The organism is Nonomuraea glycinis (assembly GCF_035920485.1).
Lineage (GTDB): Bacteria > Actinomycetota > Actinomycetes > Streptosporangiales > Streptosporangiaceae > Nonomuraea > Nonomuraea glycinis.
Map to the genome: position 1 here is coordinate 9,458,866 of NZ_CP109166.1, position 19,120 is coordinate 9,477,985.

Annotated in this window: 16 protein-coding genes and 1 tRNA gene; 2 read left to right on the plus strand and 15 right to left on the minus strand. The window is 71.6% G+C overall.

The window, feature by feature from the left end; all coding sequences use genetic code 11:
- Positions 1-10 precede the first annotated feature (10 nt).
- Positions 11-1,465 (plus strand): ATP-binding cassette domain-containing protein, encoded by a 1,455-nt coding sequence (locus tag OHA68_RS44555; RefSeq protein ID WP_327105639.1) that lies wholly within the window; start codon positions 11-13, stop codon positions 1,463-1,465.
- Positions 1,466-1,573: 108 nt separating this feature from the next.
- Here OHA68_RS44555 and OHA68_RS44560 read toward each other — a convergent pair.
- The 4 genes from OHA68_RS44560 to OHA68_RS44575 all read right to left on the minus strand — a co-directional run bounded on the left by OHA68_RS44560 (position 1,574) and on the right by OHA68_RS44575 (position 4,621).
- Positions 1,574-1,646, minus strand: a tRNA-Ala gene (locus OHA68_RS44560).
- A gap of 99 nt (positions 1,647-1,745) precedes the next feature.
- A complete protein-coding gene (locus OHA68_RS44565; protein WP_327105640.1) occupies positions 1,746-2,639 on the minus strand; it encodes an alpha/beta fold hydrolase in 894 nt (297 codons plus the stop codon).
- A complete protein-coding gene (locus OHA68_RS44570) occupies positions 2,632-3,108 on the minus strand; it encodes a MarR family winged helix-turn-helix transcriptional regulator (protein WP_327105641.1) in 477 nt (158 codons plus the stop codon). The genes OHA68_RS44565 and OHA68_RS44570 overlap by 8 nt, the downstream gene beginning before the upstream one ends.
- Positions 3,109-3,157: 49 nt before the next feature.
- A complete protein-coding gene (locus OHA68_RS44575; protein ID WP_327105642.1) occupies positions 3,158-4,621 on the minus strand; it encodes a vWA domain-containing protein in 1,464 nt (487 codons plus the stop codon).
- Between the two features lie 142 nt (positions 4,622-4,763).
- On the opposite strand from OHA68_RS44575, the gene OHA68_RS44580 reads away from it, so the two are divergent.
- Positions 4,764-6,548: an asparagine synthase-related protein gene (locus OHA68_RS44580; RefSeq protein WP_327105643.1), complete on the plus strand. Its 1,785-nt coding sequence runs from the start codon at positions 4,764-4,766 to the stop codon at positions 6,546-6,548.
- Between the two features lie 8 nt (positions 6,549-6,556).
- On the opposite strand, the gene OHA68_RS44585 is transcribed toward OHA68_RS44580, so the two are convergent.
- The 11 genes from OHA68_RS44585 to mmsA form a co-directional block, all read right to left on the minus strand.
- Positions 6,557-7,612: a type III polyketide synthase gene (locus tag OHA68_RS44585; RefSeq protein ID WP_327105644.1), complete on the minus strand. Its 1,056-nt coding sequence runs from the start codon at positions 7,610-7,612 to the stop codon at positions 6,557-6,559.
- Between the two features lie 25 nt (positions 7,613-7,637).
- A complete protein-coding gene (locus tag OHA68_RS44590; protein ID WP_327105645.1) occupies positions 7,638-8,042 on the minus strand; it encodes a DUF3224 domain-containing protein in 405 nt (134 codons plus the stop codon).
- Positions 8,043-8,077: 35 nt separating this feature from the next.
- On the minus strand, positions 8,078-8,869 hold the full coding sequence (locus OHA68_RS44595) for an LLM class flavin-dependent oxidoreductase (protein WP_327105646.1): 792 nt from the start codon (positions 8,867-8,869) through the stop codon (positions 8,078-8,080).
- A 90-nt stretch (positions 8,870-8,959) separates the two neighbouring features.
- Positions 8,960-10,162 carry an FAD-binding protein gene (locus OHA68_RS44600; RefSeq protein WP_327105647.1) on the minus strand — a complete coding sequence of 401 codons (1,203 nt, stop codon included), beginning with the start codon at positions 10,160-10,162 and terminating at the stop codon, positions 8,960-8,962.
- Positions 10,163-10,238: 76 nt separating this feature from the next.
- Positions 10,239-11,150, minus strand: a complete 912-nt coding sequence (locus tag OHA68_RS44605) for an NADP-dependent oxidoreductase (protein ID WP_327105648.1) — start codon at positions 11,148-11,150, stop codon at positions 10,239-10,241.
- 145 nt (positions 11,151-11,295) lie between these two features.
- Positions 11,296-12,750: an L-arabinose isomerase gene (araA, locus tag OHA68_RS44610; protein WP_327105649.1), complete on the minus strand. Its 1,455-nt coding sequence runs from the start codon at positions 12,748-12,750 to the stop codon at positions 11,296-11,298.
- Positions 12,747-13,394, minus strand: a complete 648-nt coding sequence (locus OHA68_RS44615) for an L-ribulose-5-phosphate 4-epimerase (RefSeq protein ID WP_327105650.1) — start codon at positions 13,392-13,394, stop codon at positions 12,747-12,749. The genes araA and OHA68_RS44615 overlap by 4 nt, the downstream gene beginning before the upstream one ends.
- Positions 13,391-15,154: a ribulokinase gene (locus tag OHA68_RS44620; RefSeq protein ID WP_327109631.1), complete on the minus strand. Its 1,764-nt coding sequence runs from the start codon at positions 15,152-15,154 to the stop codon at positions 13,391-13,393. The genes OHA68_RS44615 and OHA68_RS44620 overlap by 4 nt, the downstream gene beginning before the upstream one ends.
- 55 nt (positions 15,155-15,209) lie before the next feature.
- Entirely contained in the window at positions 15,210-16,193 is a 984-nt protein-coding gene (locus tag OHA68_RS44625; protein WP_189141109.1) for a LacI family DNA-binding transcriptional regulator, read from the minus strand.
- A 75-nt stretch (positions 16,194-16,268) separates the two neighbouring features.
- Positions 16,269-17,528: a multiple monosaccharide ABC transporter permease gene (gene mmsB, locus OHA68_RS44630; RefSeq protein WP_327105651.1), complete on the minus strand. Its 1,260-nt coding sequence runs from the start codon at positions 17,526-17,528 to the stop codon at positions 16,269-16,271.
- Positions 17,529-17,533: 5 nt separating this feature from the next.
- The gene (gene mmsA, locus OHA68_RS44635; RefSeq protein ID WP_327105652.1) at positions 17,534-19,063 is read right to left on the minus strand and encodes a multiple monosaccharide ABC transporter ATP-binding protein; all 1,530 of its coding nucleotides are present in this window, start codon (positions 19,061-19,063) and stop codon (positions 17,534-17,536) included.
- Positions 19,064-19,120 lie beyond the last annotated feature (57 nt).

The following is a 19,120-nucleotide window of genomic DNA, read 5'->3' on the forward strand; positions in this document are numbered from 1 at the left end:
AGGAGGAGCCGTGTCAGGACATGTCGAGGTAGACCGGCTGACCTACGTGCTGCCGGACGGGCGGCTGCTCCTGCACGAGGTGTCGTTCCGCGTCGGGGACGGAGTCAAAGCCGCCCTGGTGGGACCGAACGGCTCGGGCAAGACCACACTGCTGCGGCTGATCGCCGGAGATCTGCGACCGGACGACGGCCGCGTGGTCTCCTCCGGAGGGCTGGGGGTGATGGACGTCGGCGGCTATGACATGGAGGTCGTCTGGGACGTCTGCGCCACCGAGGCCATGAGCCTGCCCTACGACGCGATCCGGGGCCGCCCGGTGACCTCCCTGTCGGGAGGCGAGCAGAAACGCCTCGTCCTGGAGGCCCTGCTGCGCGGCCCGGACGAGGTCCTGCTGCTGGACGAGCCGGACAACTACCTGGACGTGCCCGGCAAACAGTGGCTGGAGGGCCGGCTGCGGGCCACGGGCAAAACCGTGCTGCTGGTATCCCACGACCGCCAGCTCCTGGCCGACGCCGCCGACCGGATCGTGACCGTGGAGGATCGCGGCGCCTGGGTCCACGGCGGAAGCTTCGCCACCTACGCCAAGGCGCGCCAGGAGCGCATCAGCCGGCTGGAGGAGCGGCGCCGCCGCTGGAACGAGGAGCACGCCAAGCTCAGGCGGCTGGTGCGCACCCTGCAGCAGACCGCGGCCAACAACGACGCCCTGGCCTCGGCCTACCGGGCCGCCCGCACCCGGTTGAGCCGCTTGGAGGAGGCCGGCCCGCCGCAGCGCCCGCCCAAGCCGCAGAACGTACGGATCCGCCTGCGCGGCGGCCGCACCGGCAAACGCGCCGTCATCTGCGAGAACCTGGAACTCGCCGGTCTGATGCGGCCCTTCGACACCGAGATCTGGTACGGCGAGCGCGTCGGGGTGCTCGGCTCCAACGGCTCGGGCAAGTCCACCTTCCTGCACCTGCTGGAGCAGGCCGCGGGCGGCGCGGTGCCCGCGGTGCGGCACAGCGGTTCGGTCCGGCTGGGATCGCGGGTGACGCCTGGCCGGTTCGTGCAGACCCACGGCCGGCCGGACCTGCACGGCCGCACTCCGGTCGAGCTGGTCATGACCGGCCACGCCCTCATCCTGAACGAGGCGATGGCCGCTCTGGCCCGCTACGAACTCGCTCCCGCCGCCGCCGGCCAGCGGTTCGAAACCCTGTCAGGCGGCCAGCAGGCCCGGCTGCAGATCCTGTTGCTGGAGCTGTCCGGCGCTACCCTGCTGCTGCTGGACGAGCCCACCGACAACCTGGACCTGGCCAGTGCCGAGGCCCTGCAGCAGGGCCTGGCCTCTTTCTCCGGCACCGTGCTGGCCGTCACCCACGACCGCTGGTTCGCCGCCGACCTCGACCGCTTCTTGATCTTCGGTGCTGACGGAACCGTTCACGAGAGCGACGAGCCGGTCTGGCGCGAGGGCCGGGTCGAGCGCACACGCTGATGTCGCAGCCCGTCGAGCGGTATCGCGGAGATCACCTGAGGCCGAGCCGGCCGGGAAACGACAAGATCCCGCCCGATAGCGAATATCGGGCGGGATCTTGGAGCGGGGTGGAGCTATGGGGATTCGAACCCCAGACCTCCTCCATGCCATGGAGGCGCGCTACCAACTGCGCCATAGCCCCGTGCAGTGCTGCGTTTCCCAGTGTATCGGACTTCCCCGGCCCTCAAGTACGCCATTTCCGGCGACCCTCCCGATCTCCGGGCACCGCTCATGGACATGATCAATCGGGCGTGCCCGTGGCCGCCTCGCCGCGGCGCTCACGTACGGGACCCGCAGCGCCCACGGCGTTGGCCTGGAGGAACGCGGTGAGGACGGTGGCGACCTCGGCGGGCCGTTCGGCATGGGGCAGGTGGCCCGTCTCGTCGAAGACCCGCAGCCCGGCATGGGGCAGGGCGAGGCGCAGGCGCTCGGGGTCGGGCAGCGGGGTGACGCGGTCGGCACGCCCCCAGAGCACGAGCGTGGGAACGCCCCGGTCGTCGTTGCGCCGATAGAGGGCGCCCGCGTCGTGCACGGGCATCCGGCGCACGGAGGAGAGCACCGCCCGCTGGAATCCGGGCGCGGTGGCGTAGGGACGGAACCGCGAGCGCAACGCCTGGACGATCTCGGGCCGGTCGGAGTAGCCGGGCAGGCGGGACAGCAGGACGGCGGTGCCGACGGCCGCGAGCAGCACGTCGCCGAGCACCGGGCTCTGCAGCAGCCGTACGGCCGGGGACATGCGGACGCCGAAGCCGTCCGGCGCGACGTAGGTCAGGCTCGCCACCCGTTCGGGGCGGCGGTCGGCGAAGCGGGCGGTGATGAGGGCCCCGAACGCGAGGGCGACCAGGTGCACGGGCCCGGCCGGTCGGACACGGTCGAGCAACTCGGTGAGCTGGCGGTCGAAGGCGTCGGCGTCGTAGGTGATGCGCGGCGCGGCCGAGGCGCCCCGGCCGATGAGGTCGTAGCGCAGGACGCGGTAGCCGTCGGCGGCGATGGTGTCGGCGAGACCGTCCCAGACGAACATCGGGAGGGTGGCGCCGGGCACGAAGACCACGACGGGGGCGCCGACCGGCCCGTCGAGACGGTAGTGAGTCCGGCCGGCGGGCAGATCGAGGAACTGGTCGCTCAGGTCAGGCATGGCCGGCTCTTCCTCCGTCGACGAGGTGGCGGGTGGCAGCGGGCGCCTGGGTGACGGCGTCGTGAGCGAGGTCGCGCATGATGCGCCGCCAGCCTTCGACCGCGGCCGGGCCCGCGGCGTCGAAGACAGCGGACAGGTGGGCGAGCTGGGGACCGGTGGCGGCGCGTTCGAGCGCCTGCCCCTCGGCGGTGGCCGACAGCGACCGTTCGCGCCCGCTGCGTGCGGAGATGTCGCCCGTGACGAGGTCACGGCGCCGCAGGTCCGACAGCGGCCGATGGAGCGCCTGGCGGGAGATGCCGAGCGCCCCGGCCAGCTCGCCGACGCTGATGCCGGGGCTGCGGGCCACGACGTAGAGCACCCGGTGGTGCATCCGGCCGAGCCCGTGCTCGGCGAGCACGGTGTCGGCGTCGTCGACGAATGAGCGCCAGCCGAGGAAGAACAGGGCGACATCGCGCTCATCGGTCAACATATCAACAATGTTGACACATTCCGGCGGAGTGGACAAGCGGAGCGGGCGGTCAGGCCGCCCTGCGGGCCTGGTCGATGAGGGTGACCAGGTCGGTCACCATCGGGTCCTCGGCCTCGCCCGCCAGCCGCCTGCCCTGCTCCCCCAGCGCGTCGAGGTCCATCCCGAACGCGTCGCGGTCCCGCATGTACAGGGCGAAGGCCGCCGCGAGCACGTCCACCCGCAGCCGTACGGGCGCGTCCTTCCACAGCGCGCCGGACAGCGCGTCCACCTCGACGGAGTCGCTGGTCTCGGCGGCCACCCTGGTGTCGGGGTGCTGCCAGCGCACGGTCGCCGTGGCGAGCTGGCCCGTCGCGCCGGGCTTGAGCCGTACGGAGTACAGGGCCGTCACGGAGTGGCCGGGGCCGACCTCGCCGCCGTCTCGGGAGTCGTCGCGGAAGTCCTCGGTGGCCAGTGCCCGGTTCTCGTAGCCGAGGAGCCGGTGGCTCGCCACGACCGACGGGTTGAAGGCGACCTGCGCCTTGGCGTCGCGGGCGCGCAGCTCGATGTTGGCCGGGAGCTGCGTGGTGAACGTCTTCTCCGCCTCCTCGGGCGTGGAGACGTACACGGCCGAGCCGTCGCCGTTGTCGGCCAGTTGCTCCATGAGCTCGTCGCCGTACTCCCGGCCGACGCCGACGGTCAGCAGCGTGACCTGCTTGCCGGCCTGCTCCTTGACCCGGTCCAAGATGGTCTGCCAGGCGGTGTTGCCCTGGTTGGCCAGGCCGTCGGAGAGCAGGATGACCTTGTTCGTGGCGGCGGGGCGGAAGCCCCCGGCCGCGTGCTCGTAGCCGAGCAGCATGCCGCTCTCCAGGTTGGTGCCGCCCGCGACGACGAGCCGGTCGACGGCCGCGTGCAGGTCGTCCCTGGCGCTGAGCGGGGTCATCGGGGCCAGTACCTCGGCGCTGTCGCTGAAGGCCACGACGGCGACCTGGTCGGTGGGGGCGAGCTGGTCGAGCAGGGTGTGCAGGGCCCGCTTGACCAGGTCGAGCCGGCCGGGCTCGGCCATCGAGCCGGAGACGTCGACCACGAAGGTGAGGTTGGCGGGGCGGCGCGCCTCGGCGGAGGTGGCGCGCGTCTGGAGGCCGACCCGCAGGACGGCCTCGTCGCGGGTGCCCAGCCGGGCGCCGTCCACGTGTACGGCGAAGCCGTCGCCGGGCGGCTCGGCGTAGTCCTGCCTGAAGGAGTTGACGAACTCCTCCGGCCGGATCTGGTGCGGCTCGGGCCAGCGGCCCTCCTCGAGCGTACGGCGGGCGTAGGCGTAGGAGGCGGTGTCCACGTCGAGGGCGAAGGTGGAGATCTGCGCCCGGGTGGTGTCCTGGTCTTCGTTCGGGGCCTGACTCGCCGAGGCGGTGGGCCGGGGCCGCTGCTCGTTGCCGGATGCCTGGTCGGGAGCGCGTTCGGGAGCGGTGGCGTTGCCACCTGGTCCGCCGCCGCACGCGGCGAGCGCCAACAGCGCCGCGATCCCGATACTCGCCACTAAGGGACGAAATTTCATCGCAATGCACCTCCAGGCCGTACGACGGCTCCCCGGCCACAGTTGGCCGGGCCGGTGACGCAAGCGAGCGCAAACCGCTATCCACGCGTGATCAATTGTGGTGAACCGGTCATATCCGGTAGTCATGGACCTCGTGCGTGTCTATTTAGGACTGGCCGCCAAAGGCCGCGACATTCCCGCCCATGTCCTGGACCGGGTCCGAGCCGTCATCGAGACCGTGTTCCCGGTGCCTCCGGACGTGATCCGGGCGCAGGAGTGGCAGGGCAGGGGGGTGTCGCTGTTCGGGTGGACCAACGAGCCCGACGACTCCCGGCAGCCGCCGCTGATCGCCGACCACGGCGGCCGGGTCCTCGGGCTGAACGGTCACCTGGCCGATCCGGGCGAGGCCACCCGGCTGCTGGACGATCCTTCCAGCGGCGACGTGGGCGGCTGTTTCTCCGCCTGGGTCGCGCGGGACGGCGAGCTGACCGCCGCCACCGCGATCAACCGGGTCTGCCCCGTCTTCTACGCCGAGACGCCGGAGCTGCACATCGTGGGCAGCCGGGCCCTGCTGGTGCACCTGGCCGCCCAGCCGACCGAGCGGATCGAGCATGACGTGCTCGCGCTGCAGACGATGATCCGGCAGGGGTTCTTCCTGTCGGACGAGACCCCGTACAAGGGAGTGACGGCGCTGCGGCCGAGCTCGCGGCTGGACGTGCGGGACGGGCGGCGGACGATCGCCGAGACGCCGCTGCCGGAGGCGGCGGCCGTGCCCGGGTCGGCGCGGAGCAAGCGGGCGGCGATCACGGAGCTCGCCGACGCGCTGCTCGCCACCGTCGCGCCGCTGCGCGACGCCGGAGAGCCGGTGAACCTCGCGCTGACCGGCGGGCGCGACACCCGGATCCTGGCCGCGCTGCTGCACGCGGCGCGGGTGCCGTTCCGGGTGACCACGAACGGGCTCGACACCCATCCCGACGTGATCCTGGCCCGACGGATCGCGGCCCTGCTCAAGGTCGAGCACACGGTGATCGCTCCCCCGCAGACCGCCCAGCAGGACGCGGTGCTGGTGGAGCACCCGCTGAGCCGGGCCTGGGAGACGCTGCGCACCTGTGAGGGCATGACGTCGGCGTACGAGTCGATCGTGGGTTACCTGCCCTACTCCGGCAAGGCGACCATGTCCGGGCAGAGCGGCGAGACGCTCCGGGCGGGCAGCCTGAACCTGCTGCAGAGCGACCTGAGCGACAAGGCGCTGCTGCGGCGCGTCAACAACACCTTCTACAAGGACGAGAAGCTGTTCACCGCCGAGGCGAACGAGCACGCCCGCGAGCTCGCCAAGCCCTGGCAGGCGCGGACGAACCGGCTCGAAGCGCTGGACCACATCTACATCTGGTACAAGGTCGGGCGCTGGCAGGCCAGCGCCCGCGCCGGGTCGCTGCGCCGGGGAGATCCGGTCCGGCCGTTCCTGGACAACCGGGTGGTACGGGCCGCGCTCAGCCTGGACCAGGGCTGGCGCCTCTCCGAAGAAGTGATTTATTCACTTATTTTGCGATTCGCCCCTGAGCTGCGGGATGTGCCGATCGAGGGGAAGCCGTGGCGGTTCGCCGAAGGGCTGGCGGCCCAGCGCAAGTGGTGGACGCGGACCCACGTCCCACCCGAGCACATGCCCACGGCCAAGACCGGCGGCGGCTGGAGCTGGCGCACCAGCCCCGGGCCCGCGCTGACGGACGTGCTGCGCGCGCAGGTGCTCGGCCACCTCGACGCCCTGACGCCGATCGTGAACCCGGACGAGGTACGCGCCCTGTTCGCCGACCCGGTGGTCAAGAAGCCGGGCCTCGCCTGGCACCTCTACACGGTCAGTACGCTGCTGACCGGGACGTACCCGGGCAAGCAGCCGGAGGGCCTGGAGAAGATCCCGGTGTCCAAGCCGTAGTCCGGCGCTCACCAGTGCATCAGGAGCAGCTCGGCGGAGAACCCCGGCCCCAGGGCGAGCAGCATGGCGGGCTGGTTCGGGCGCCCGCGCGTCTCCTGCAGGACGTGCAGCACCGACACCGACGACAGGTTGCCGTGCTCGCGCAGCGACCGCCAGGTCACCTCCAGCGCCTCGGCGGGCAGCTCCAGGGCCGCCACGATCCCCTCGATCACCTTGGGCCCGCCGGGGTGGCAGATCCAGGTGCCCACCTGGGCGGAGGTGAGCCCGTAGTCGGCCAGGAAGGCCCTGATGTCGTCGGCCAGCACCCGGTCGACGAACGCGGGCAGCCCGGCGTCGAGCATGATCCGGAAGCCGTGCCCGCCCACGTCCCAGCCCATGAGGTGCTGGGTGTCCGGATAGAGCTTGCTGCGGGTCGCCACCACCTCACGGCCCCGGCCGCGCCCGGTCGCCACGACGGCCGCCGCGCCGTCGCCGAACAGGCCGCTGGCGATCAGGTTGGCGACCGAGACGTCGTCGCGCTGCACGGTCAGCGAGCACAGCTCCACACAGACGAGCAGCGCCGTGTGGCCGGGCCAGCCGCGCAGGTAGTCGTGCAGGCGGGCCAGCCCGGCGGCCCCGGCGGCACAGCCCAGACCGAACACCGGGACCCGCTTGACGTCCGTCCGCAGCCCCGCGCGCTGCGCGAGCCGGGCGTCGAGCGACGGCGTGGCCAGACCGGTGGACGAGCAGAACACCAGGAGATCGACCTTCTCCGGCGGCGATCCCGCCTTCTCCAGCGCGCCGGCGATCGCCCGCTCCCCCAGGTCGAGCGCCACCTCGACGTACGCCTCGTTGGCCCGGTCGAAGGAGTCGAGCTTGGCGTAGTCGTCGAGCGGCAGCGCCAGGTGGCGGCCGGTCACCCCCGTGGCGAGGTGAAAGCGTGTCAGCAGCTCCTCGTCGGCCGAGGTGAGCTGGGCGAACGCCTCGGTGATCTCTTCCTGCCCATAGCGGTGCTCCGGCAGGACGGTCTGCACCCCCGATATGTACATACACCGTTTCTGCCGCTGAGAAGAGCGGGCTAACATCCGCCCCACCAGGCGACAGGATCGCTCAGACGGTGTAGCCGAAGGTGTAGTCGAAGGTGTAGGAGTGCGAGCCGTCCGGGGCGACGCCGATGTCCATCTCGCCGCGCAGGCCGCGCAGCTCGCCGGTGCCGGAGTCAGGGACCACGGTGACGCGCAGCGACTGGCCGGCCGGGTCGCTCACCGCGAGGTGCTGGACGACGAAGCCGCCGGACCGGCCGTGCAGGACGCCCTCGACACGCTCCACCGCGACGTACGCCTTGGACTCCTCGACCGGGGTGGACACGACCGTGAGGTGCACGACGCTGGTCGCGGTCAGGTCGCCGTGGAAGGTCTTGCTCATGGTGACGTGCCCGAGCGTGACGCCGTCGCGGTCGTCGAAGGGCGGCTGGGCGTTCCAGTCGGCGGTGTCGAAAGGGCCTGTTGCGATCATGTGTCCATGGTGGCGGGCGTACCTGTCAGTTCCCGTCAGGTACCGGCGAGCCGTTCGACCATCGGCGCGAACTGCTCCAGAAACTGCCCGTTGACCGACACGTACGACACGCCGAGCTTGTCCCTGCGCCTGTTCAGCCTGTCCACCATCTGCTCGACCGTGCCGGACAGCCTGCCGACGGCGGTGGCGTCGAGGGCGCCGAACCGGCTGACCGTCCAGGCGGGCTGCTCGTCCCCCACCACGGCCAGGTTGATGTTGAGCTCCAGCTCCTCGAAGCGGTCCCCGGCGAGTTCGTACAGCTCGTCGAGCTTGGCCGTGAGGTGCTCCTCGGTGCTGTGCGGCGGTAGGCCGAGCGCCACGGTGCGGGCCCTGGCCGCCGCCAGCCGGAGCATCTTCGGCCCTGTGGCGGCGATCAGGATCGGCACGTCCTCGACGGCGTCCAGGGTCCGCTCCAGCCGGTCGATCCGCCGGCTCGGGGTGCCGTAGTCGACGCCGAGCCGGACGGCGTCGGCCGCGGCGTCCGGCCGTCCGGCGCCGAGGCCCAGCTCGAACCGGCCGCCGCTGAGTGTGCGCAGCGTGGCCGTCTCCCAGGCGACGGCCTCCGGCGTCCGGAGCGGGGCGCACAGCACGTACGTGCCGACGCGCAGGGTCGTGGTCGCCGTCGCAGCGGCGGCCGCGGCGGCGAACGGCGACAGGGTGCCCAGTGTGTCGGGCACGAGCAGGGTGTCGTAGCCGAGGCTCTCGGCCCGGCGCGCCAGGCCGGCCCACGCGCCGGCGTCGGGGGCGTGTCCGGCGACGACGCCGAACCGGAAGGGATGGTGGATCATGTCTCAACGATCACCCATCGGCCCGCCCGGCACATCGTCCGCGAGGCTGGCGACCCGCTACGCCGCCGGACGCACGTCCCCGGCCGGGCCCTACTCCCCCAGCAGTAGGCGGGTGAAGTCGCCGGCGAACTTGCCCCGCGGGTCGTACCGGCGCACCAGCTCGCGGAACCGATCGGGGCAGGACGGCCACCGGGTGAACACCTTGCCCCAGTGCGGCCGGGGGTCGAACGGCGCCAGCACGTCCTCGACCAGCCTGACCACCGGCAGCACGGCCTCGGTGTTCCTGATCCAGGTGAAGTGCACGGCCACGCTGTCGCGGCCGTAGAACGGGCTCAGCCAAAGGTCGTCGGCGGCGACCGTACGCACCTCGGTGATCTGCAGCACCGGCCGGATCCGGTCCCGCACGGCCCGCAGCTCGCGCAGCGCGCTGGCCGCGTGCTCGCGGTCCATGAGGAACTCCGTCTGCAGCTCGTCGCCCGCGCTGCTCGGCGGGGAGTCGGCGCGGAAGTGCGGCAGCCGCTCGTGCCACGGCCCCGGCACGCCGAGCTGCTCGGTGCAGCTGTCCGGCGGCATCCCCGGCACCGGGTGCCGGGGCCCGTCCGCCGCCCGGGTGCCGTGCCAGTCCCCTTCGGGCAGGGGGGTGCGGCGCTTGATCCAGGCGCGGGTGTCGTGCCAGTCGGTGAACAGGCTGACGCTGTGGCCGTCGCCCATCAGCTCGTCGAACGGCGCGTCGTCGGGCACGCCCTCGCGCACGTACTGGCGCAGCTCGAAGGCGGGCACCAGGTCGAGCGTCAGCGTGGTGACGATGCCGAGCGCGCCGAGCGCGACCACCGCGCCGGGGAAGTCGGCGTCGCCGCGGTCGAGGGTGATCAGGGAGCCGTCGGCGGTGACCAGCTCCAGCGCCGACACCGCGGCCGACAGGCTCTGGTTGCCCGGCCCCGACCCGTGCGTGCCGGTCGCGACGGACCCGGCCACCGAGATGTGCGGCAGCGAGGCCAGGTTGCCCAGGGCTAACCCCTGGGCGTGCAGCTCGGCGGCGAGCCGGGCGTAGGTGGTGCTCGCGCCGACCCGCACGCGCGCCGCCGCGCCGTCGATCTCGATCCGGTACGGCATGCGGTCCAGGCGGACCAGCTCGCCGGGGGTGTCGGCGACGTCGTTGAAGGAGTGCGCGCTGCCCAGGGCGCGCACCCGTGGGGTGGCGGCGACCAGGCGCTGGAGCTCGTCGAGGGAGGTGGGGTGGTGGAGCCGGGTTGCCCGGAATTCAGTGTTTCCGGACCAGTTCGTCAGCGTCACCGCCTCACCTTGCCACACCACCCGGAACACCGGCCCGGGTGGCCTTACCTCGCCACGCCGGCCGGGGCGGCCGGTCTCAGATCTCGATGACGACCTTGCCGCGCGCGTGGCCGTGCTGGAGGTCGCGCAGCCTGTCGGGGAGCTGTTCGAAGGGCACCTGGGCCTGGATGTTGACGCGCAGGTCGCCGCTGTCGACGGCGGCGCCGAGGTCGGCGAGCAGCGGGCCGCTGGGGCGGTGCACGAGGTTGACGGCGCGGATCTCTCGTTCGGTGAGGTCGTCGGGGTCCAGGGCGCCGACGATGCTGACGATGATGCCGCCGGGGCGCAGCATCCGGATCACGTCACCGATCGCTTCGGGGGGGTCCACGAGGTCCAGGACCGCGTCGATGCCGTCGGGGCAGAGCGCCAGCACCTGGTCGGCGACAGAGCCGCCGGCCGATCCGGCGGAGTGGTCCACGATGTCGGAGGCGCCCAGGTCGCGCACGAGCGCTTCGGCGTCGGGCGCGGCGGTGGCGATGACGCGGGCCCCGTGCCGGGCGGCGAGCTGGACGGCGCTCTGGCCGACGCCGCCCGTGGCGCCGATGATGAGCACGGTCTTGCCGTCGTTCAGCCGGGCGGTCTCGACCACCTCGTAGGCCGTGCCCGAGGCCGTCGGCACGGCCGCCGCCTGCTCGAAGGGCACGCCCGGCGGCTTGTGGGCGATCGGGCCGTCCTCGGCGGCCACCCCGTACTCGGCGAAGGCGCCCAGGCCGCGCGGGTAGTCGGCGAAGCGGCCGAAGACCTCGTCGCCCGGGCTGAAGGCGGTGACCTCGGCCCCCGTGGCCTCCACGACGCCCGCGCCGTCGGTGCCGAGGATCAGCGGGAACGTGAACGGCACCATGCCCTTCATGGCCCCGGCCGCGACCTTCGTGTCAACGGGGTTGTAACCGGCGGCGCGCATCCGGACGAACACCTCACGCGGGCCGGGCTCGGGCGCGGGTACTTGCATGATCTCCGGATCGGCTCCGAACCCGGTAATGGCGATGGCGCGCACGAGGACCCCCGTCGACGACTCCTGGACGAGGTAGACGTCCCCCTGACCACCACCGCCAATCCGGACATGGCGCTTCTTGGTAGGACTTTTCAGGCGGCCGTCAGAAGCCCTGGGCCAGCCGGTAGTAGGCCTGGTTCCAGCGCAGCTCCTTGGTGAGCCGGCGGGTGGTGGTCTCCGCGTCGATGACCACCAGCTCCACCCCGAGCATGTCGGCCAGGTCGGCCAGCTCCTCCGTGCCGACGACCGTGGACAGCACCGTGTGGTGCGGGGCTCCGGCGGTCAGCCACGACTCGGCCGAGGTCCGCAGGTCGGGGCGGGGACGCCAGACGGCGCGGGCCACCGGCAGGCTGGGCAGCGGCTCGGGCGGCGCCACCACGTCGATCTCGTTGGCGACCAGCCGGAACCGGTCGCCCAGATCGGCGAGGCCGACGACGACGCCGGGACCGGGCTCGGCGTCGAACACCAGCCGGACCGGGTCCTCCCGGCCGCCGATGCCCAGCGGGTGGATCTCGCACGACGGGGTGCCGGCGGCGATGCTCGGGCACACCTCCAGCATGTGCGCGCCGAGGATGAGCTCCTCGCCGGGCGTCAGGTGGTAGGTGTAGTCCTCCATGAACGAGGTGCCGCCGGGAGCCATCGCCTTGAGCGTGCGCAGCAGCACCGAGGTCTTCCAGTCGCCCTCCCCGCCGAAGCCGTAGCCGTCGGCCATCAGCCGCTGCACGGCCAGACCGGGGAGCTGGCGCAGCCCGCCGAGGTCCTCGAAGTTGGTGGTGAACGCCTTGAAACCGCCGCCTTCGAGGAAGTGCCGCAGCCCCAGCTCGATCCTGGCGGCGTACCGCAGCGACTCCTGCCGCTCCCCGAGCAGCTCGGGCGCCACCCGGTAGAGCTCCTCGTACTCCTTGACCAGCGCGGTGACGTCCGCGTCGGAGGCGGCGTCCACGGCCTCGACCAGGTCATTGACGCCATAGGTGTTGACCGAGACGCCGAAGCGGAGCTGCGCCTCGACCTTGTCGCCCTCGGTGACGGCCACGTCGCGCATGTTGTCGCCGAAGCGGGCCAGCTTCAGTGTGCGCACCTCGGCCCGGCCGGTGGCGGCGCGGGTCCAGGCGAGGATCCGCTCGGCCACGACCGGATCGCTGACGTGCCCGGCGACGGTCTTGCGCGGCACCCCCAGCCTGGTCTGGATATGGCCGAACTCGCGGTCGCCGTGCGCGGCCTGGTTGAGGTTCATGAAGTCCATGTCGATGGAGCTCCACGGCAGCGCCACGTTGGCCTGGGTGTGCAGGTGCAGCAGCGGCTTACGCAGCGCGTCGAGGCCGGCGATCCACATCTTGGCCGGGGAGAAGGTGTGCATCCAGGCGATCACGCCCGCGCAGGAGTCGTCGGCGTTGGCCTCCAGCATCACCCGCCTGATCGCGGCCGCGTCGGTGAGCACGGGCTTCCACGTCACGGGCACGGGCAGCGCCTCGGCGATCCGCTGCGACTGCTCGGCGACCTGGCTCAGCGTGTCCTCGCCGTACAGCCCCTGGCTGCCGGTCAGAAACCAGATGTTCAACGCGGGCTCCTCTGTCCGTAGACGTTCTGATAGCGGTCGTACAGGCGGTCGACGTCGGCCTGCGGGATCGGCAGCGGCTCGCCGAGCTGGCGGGAGATGTGCACGGTACGGGCGACGTCCTCGCACATCACCGCCGCCTTGACCGCCGCCTTGGGGTCCTTGCCGATGGTGAAGACGCCGTGGTTGCGCATGAGGACGGCGGGCGAGCGGTGACCCTTGAGTGTCTCGACGATGCCCTGGCCGATGGAGTCGTCGCCGATCAGCGCGAACGGCCCGACCGGGATCTCACCGCCGAACTCGTCGGCCATCGCGGTCAGCACGCACGGGATCGCCTCGTCGCGCGCGGCCCAGGCCGAGGCGTAGGTGGAGTGGGTGTGCACGACGCCGCCCACCTCGGGCAGGTGGCGATAGACGTAGGCGTGCGCGGCGGTATCGCTGGACGGGGCGTGCTCCCCGTCCACCAGGTTGCCGTCGAGGTCGCACACCACCATGGCCTCCGGCGTCAGCTCGTCGTAGGAGACGCCGGAGGGCTTGATGACGAACAGGTCCTCGCCGGGGATCCGGCCGGACACGTTGCCCGCGGTCCAGGCCACCAGCTGGTAGCGGACCAGCTCGGCGTGCAGGTCGCTGACGGTCTTCCTCATGCGCTCGCCTCGTTCCTGATCGCGCGCAGCTTGTGCAGCGCCTTGCCGTCGCCGAAGTGGTCGTGCAGGTTCCGGTACTCGCCGTACAGGCGGTCGTAGGCGTCCGCCCTGGCCGCGTCCGGCACGTACGCGGCCTCGGTGCGCTTGCCCATGGTCGCGGCGGCCGCCTCGATGTCGGTGTACGCGCCCGCCGCAACGGCGGCGTGGATGGCCGAGCCGAGCGCCGGGCCCTGGTCGGAGCCGATCACCGACAGCGGGCGGCGCAGCACGTCGGCGTACACCTGCATGAGGAAGGGGTTCTTCAGCAGGCCGCCGGCGACAACGAACTCCTCGACCGGGACGCCGGACTTCTCGAACGTCTCCACGATCATGCGCGCGCCGTAGGCGGTGGACTCGATGAGCGTCCGGTAGACGTCCTCGGGCCTGGTCGCGAGGGTCTGGCCGATGATCACGCCGGACAGGTTGTGGTCCACCAGGACGGACCGGTTGCCGCCGAACCAGTCGAGCGCGACCAGGCCGTGCTCGCCGACGGCCTGCTTCTCGGCCAGCGAGGTCAGGTAGGCGTGCACGCTGAGGCCCTGCTCGGCGGCCCGCTCGGTGTAGGCGGCGGGCACGAACGAGTCGACGAACCAGGCGAAGATGTCGCCGACGGCCGACTGCCCGGCCTCGTAACCCCACAGGCCCGGCACGATGCCGTCCTGGACGACGCCGCACATGCCGGGAACCTCGGCGAGCCGGTCGCTGGGCATGATGTGGCAGGTCGAGGTGCCCATGATGGCCACCATCTGACCGGGCCGGACGGCGTCCGCGGCGGCGGCGGTAACGTGCGCGTCCACGTTCCCGACGGCCACGGCGATGCCCTCGGGCAGCCCGGTCCACTCGGCGGCCCGTGCGGACAGCGTCCCGGCGGACGCGCCGAGCGCGGCCAGCCGAACCCTGCCCGGACCCTCCGCACCCTCCCCGCCGCCGTCCGCGCCATGCCCCGCGCCATGCCCCGCGTCAGGGCCAGCGTCAGGGCCCGCGTCATGGTTGGCGCCGGTTCCGGCCGCCACGCGCTCGCCGACCCGCCCGGTGGCGAGCTTGCTCGTGAAGTCCGCGAAGCCGGGGTTCAGCTCGGCGAGGAAGTCCGCCGACGGATAGGTTCCGTCCTGAAATATCCCTTTATAACCGGCGGTGCAGATGTTGCGGCTCTCCACGCCGGCGAGCTGCCAGACGATCCAGTCGGCGGCCTCGATCCAGCGCTCGGCCCGGGCGTAGACCTCGGGGTCCTCCTCCAGCACCTGCAGCGCCTTGGCGAACTCCCACTCCGAGGAGATCTTGCCGCCGTAGCGCGGCAGCCAGGTCTCGCCGCGCCGGGCGGCCAGCTCGTTGATCCGGTCCGCGTGCGGCTGCGCGGCGTGGTGCTTCCACAGCTTGGGCCACGCGTGCGGGCGCGACGGCGTCTCGAAGCACAGGGGCGTGCCGTCGGCGGTGGCGGGCAGCACGGTGCAGGCGGTGAAGTCGGTGCCGATGCCGATCACCTCCTCGGGCGCGATGCCCGCGGCGGCGACGGCCTGGGGCACGGCCAGGCGCAGCACGTCGATCCAGTCCTGCGGCGGCTGCAGCGCCCAGTCGGGCCCCAGCCGCACCTCGGAGCCGGGCAGCGCGCGCTCGATGACGCCGTGCGCGTACTCGTGCACGGCGCTGCCCAGCTCGGCGCCGTCGGCGACGCGGACCACGACGGCACGGCCGGACAACGTGCCGAAGTCCACGCCGACCACATACTTGTTAACGTTCACACTTGACTCCTGGGGATTGTACGGGCGGGGCAGGCCTCTATCGTGCGGGAGCCGTACTGGATCTGACGATGAAGGCGGGCGGCACGACCAGCCGCTCGTACGCGACCGGCCCCGAGTCGATCTGCCGCAGCAGCGCCTCGATGCAGCGCCTGCCCACCGCGTCGAAGTCCTGGCGGACCGTGGTGAGCGGGGGCGAGAAGAACTCCGACTCGGGGATGTCGTCGAAACCCACGACGCTCATCCGGTCGGGGACCTTCACCCCTTCTTCCGACAGCGCCCGCAGCACCCCGAGCGCCATCTGGTCGTTGGCCGCGAAGACGGCCGTGACCTCGTCCATCGCGGCCAGGCGCCGACCGGCCTCGTAACCCGTGCGCGGGCTCCAGTCGCCCGGCAGCGGCGGCGGCACCGGGCGGCCCGCCGCCTCCAGCGTGGTGCGCCAGCCCGCGAGCCTGCCCTCGGTCTCCAGCCAGTCCGGCGGGCCGCTGACGTGCCAGACCGTCTCGTGGCCGAGGTCCAGCAGGTGCCGGGTGGCGAGCCTGGCGCCCTCGAACTGGTCGATGCAGACCACCGACACATCGGCCCGGTGGGTGCCCTCCACGGCCACCGCCGGCGTGCCGGAGGGCAGGCTCTCCAGCGCGCGGCCGGCCGAGCGCTGCGGGGCGACCACCACGACCCCGTCCACGCCCTGCTCGGTGAGGTAGTCGATGGCCGCACGCACGCTGGTGGCGTCGAGGGACTTCAGGCTCACGATGCTGACGAAGTAGCCGGCCGTCCTGGCCGCCTGCTCGATGCCGTAGATCGTGCTGGCGGGGCCGTACAGCGTGGTGTCGAAGCTCACCACGCCGAGCATCCGCGAGCGCTTGGTGACCAGGGCGCGCGCGACCAGGTTGCGGCGGTAGCCGAGCCGGGAGATCGCCTCCTCCACCCGGGCCCGGGTGTCGGCCCGGACGTTGGGGTGGTCGTTGAGCACGCGGGAGACCGTCTGGTGCGACACGCCGGCCTCCTTGGCCACGTCGGCCATGACCGGCAGGCGGCGCTTAGGGGTGGTTGCCACGGTCTCTCCTCTCCTCGGCACCGAGATCGTATTGCGTGGCCGTCAGCCCGCCGCGCCCGCCCTGCGCTTGGTCCACACGTCGAAGGCGACGGCCGCGAGCAGCACCGCGCCCTTGACGAGCATGACCCGCTCGCTCGGCGAGCCGATCAGGGACATGCCGTTGTTGATCACCGCCATGATCAGTCCGCCGGTGAGCGCGCCGACGACCTTGCCGACCCCACCCTGTACGGCGGCGCCCCCGATGAAGGCGGCGGCGATGGCGTCCAGCTCGAAGGAGTTGCCCGCGGTCGGGCCCGCCTGGTTGAGCCGCCCGGCGAAGATGATGCCGGCGATGGCCGACAGCACGCCCATGTTGACGAAGATCCAGAAGACGACCTTCTTCACCTTGACGCCGGACATCACGGCCGCCTGGAGGTTGCCGCCGATGGCGTAGATCTGCCGGCCGAAGACCGTGCGGTTGGCCATCAGGGAGTAGGCCAGCACCAGGATCGCCAGCAGCACCAGCACCCAGGGCAGGTTGTTGAACCGGGCCAGCTGCACGACCAGGAAGAGGATCAGCCCGGCGCCGGCCGCCATCTTGAGCACGAACATCGCCATCGGCTCCACGACCTGGCCGTAGCCGGCCCGCCCGGCGCGGCTGCGCCACTGCGAGGCGACCATGCCGGCGATCGCGGTCACGCCGATCAGCAGGCTGAACAGGTCGGCGCCGCCCAGCGGGCCGAGGCCGATGTTGCCGAGGTAGCCGCTGGTGAAGCCGTTGGCCAGGGTGCGGACCTGGTCGGGGAACGGGCCGATGCCCTGGTTGCCCAGCACGGTCATGGTGAGCGCGCGGAACAGCAGCATGCCGGCCAGCGTCACGATGAACGCCGGGATGCCGAAGTAGGCGATCCAGTAGCCCTGCCAGGCGCCGATGAGGCCACCGGCGACGACCGTGATCAGCAGGGCGAGCGGCCACGGCAGGCCCATGTTCACCATGAGCACCGCGGCCAGCGCTCCGGTGACCGCCACCACCGAGCCCACCGACAGGTCGATGTGGCCGGCGATGATGACCAGGATCATGCCGATCGCCAGGATCAGCACGTAGGAGTTCTGGACGATGATGTTGGAGATGTTCTGCGGCTGGAGCAGGGCGCCGTCCGTCAGCACCCAGAACAGCGCGACGATCAGGGCGAAGGCGATGTAGATGCCGCTCGCGCGCAGGTTGAGCGAGAGTCCGCCCAGTGACACCTGGCCCGGCCGCCTCGGCCCTTCAGGTCCGCCCTTCGCGCCGACCTTCACCTCGGCGGGCGTGATGCTGCTCATTGGAGCTACTCCTGTCCCTTGGTCATGAGATGCATGAGGCGTTCCTGCGTGGCTTCCTCGCGGGGCAGCTCGCCGGTGATCCGGCCTTCGCAGAGCGCGTAGACGCGGTCGCACAGGCCGAGCAGCTCAGGCAGCTCCGAGGAGATCACCAGGACCGCCTTGCCCTCGTCGGCCAGGCGATTGATGATCGTGTAGATCTCGTACTTGGCGCCGACGTCGATGCCTCGGGTCGGCTCGTCGAGGATGAGCACGTCGGGCTCGGTGAGGATCCACTTGGAGAGCACGACCTTCTGCTGGTTGCCGCCGCTGAGCTTGCCGACGACGCTCGACACGCTGGGCGCCTTGATGTTCATGCTCTTGTGGAAGTCCTCGGCGACCCGGTATTCCTCGTGCTCGTCCACCCAGCCGCGCCGCGACAGGCCGCTCAGCCCGGCGGCGGAGATGTTGCGCTTGATGTCCTCGATGAGGTTGAGGCCGTATCTCTTGCGGTCCTCGGTGGCGTAGGCGAGGCCGTGCTTGATCGCGTCCTGGACGGTGCGGATCTCGACCGGCCGGCCGTTCTTGAAGATCTTGCCGGAGATGTGCACGCCGTAGGTCCGGCCGAACACGCTCATGGCGAGCTCGGTACGGCCCGCGCCCATGAGCCCGGCGAGCCCGACGATCTCGCCCCTGCGCACGTTGAGCGAGGCGCCGTCGACGACCTTCCTGCCGGGCTGGCTCGGGCTGTAGACGGTCCAGTCCTCGATGCGCAGCGCCTCCTCGCCGATCGTCGGCCGGTGCGGCGGGAAGCGGCTGTCGAGGGCGCGGCCGACCATCCCGGAGATGATCCGGTCCTCGCTCACGCCGTCGCCCGCCATGTCCAGCGTCTCGATCGTGCGGCCGTCCCGGATGATCGTGACGGAGTCGGCGATGGCGATGACCTCGTTGAGCTTGTGGGAGATGATCACGCAGGTGATGCCGCTCTCGCGCAGCCCGCGCAGCAGGTCGAGCAGGTGCGCGGAGTCGTCGTCGTTGAGCGCCGCGGTCGGCTCGTCGAGAATGAGGAGCTTGACCTCCTTCGACAGCGCCTTGGCGATCTCGACGAGCTGCTGCTTGCCGACGCCGACGTCGGTGACGACCGTCGTCGGGTTCTCCCGCAGGCCGACCCGCTCCATGAGCTGACCGGCCTCGAAGTTGGTACGGTTCCAGTCGATCAGGCCGCGCTTGGCCCGTTCGTTGCCGAGGAAGATGTTCTCGGCGATCGACAGCTGCGGGCTGAGCGCCAGCTCCTGGTGGATGATGACGATGCCGGCGTGCTCGCTGTCGCGGATGCTGCCGAACGCGCACTTCTCGCCCTCGAAGGTGATCTCCCCTTCGTAGGTCCCGTGCGGGTAGACCCCGGACAGCACTTTCATCAGCGTCGACTTGCCGGCGCCGTTCTCGCCGCAGATGGCGTGGATCTCGCCCCGCCGCACGGACAGGGTGACGTCCTGCAGCGCCTTCACGCCGGGGAACGTCTTGGTGATCCCGCTCATCCGCAAGATGTGATCGGTCATGTCTCAAGCCCCTCGGTCAGGGGCTCCGGGGGCGGCGGACCGCCCCCGGAGCACGCC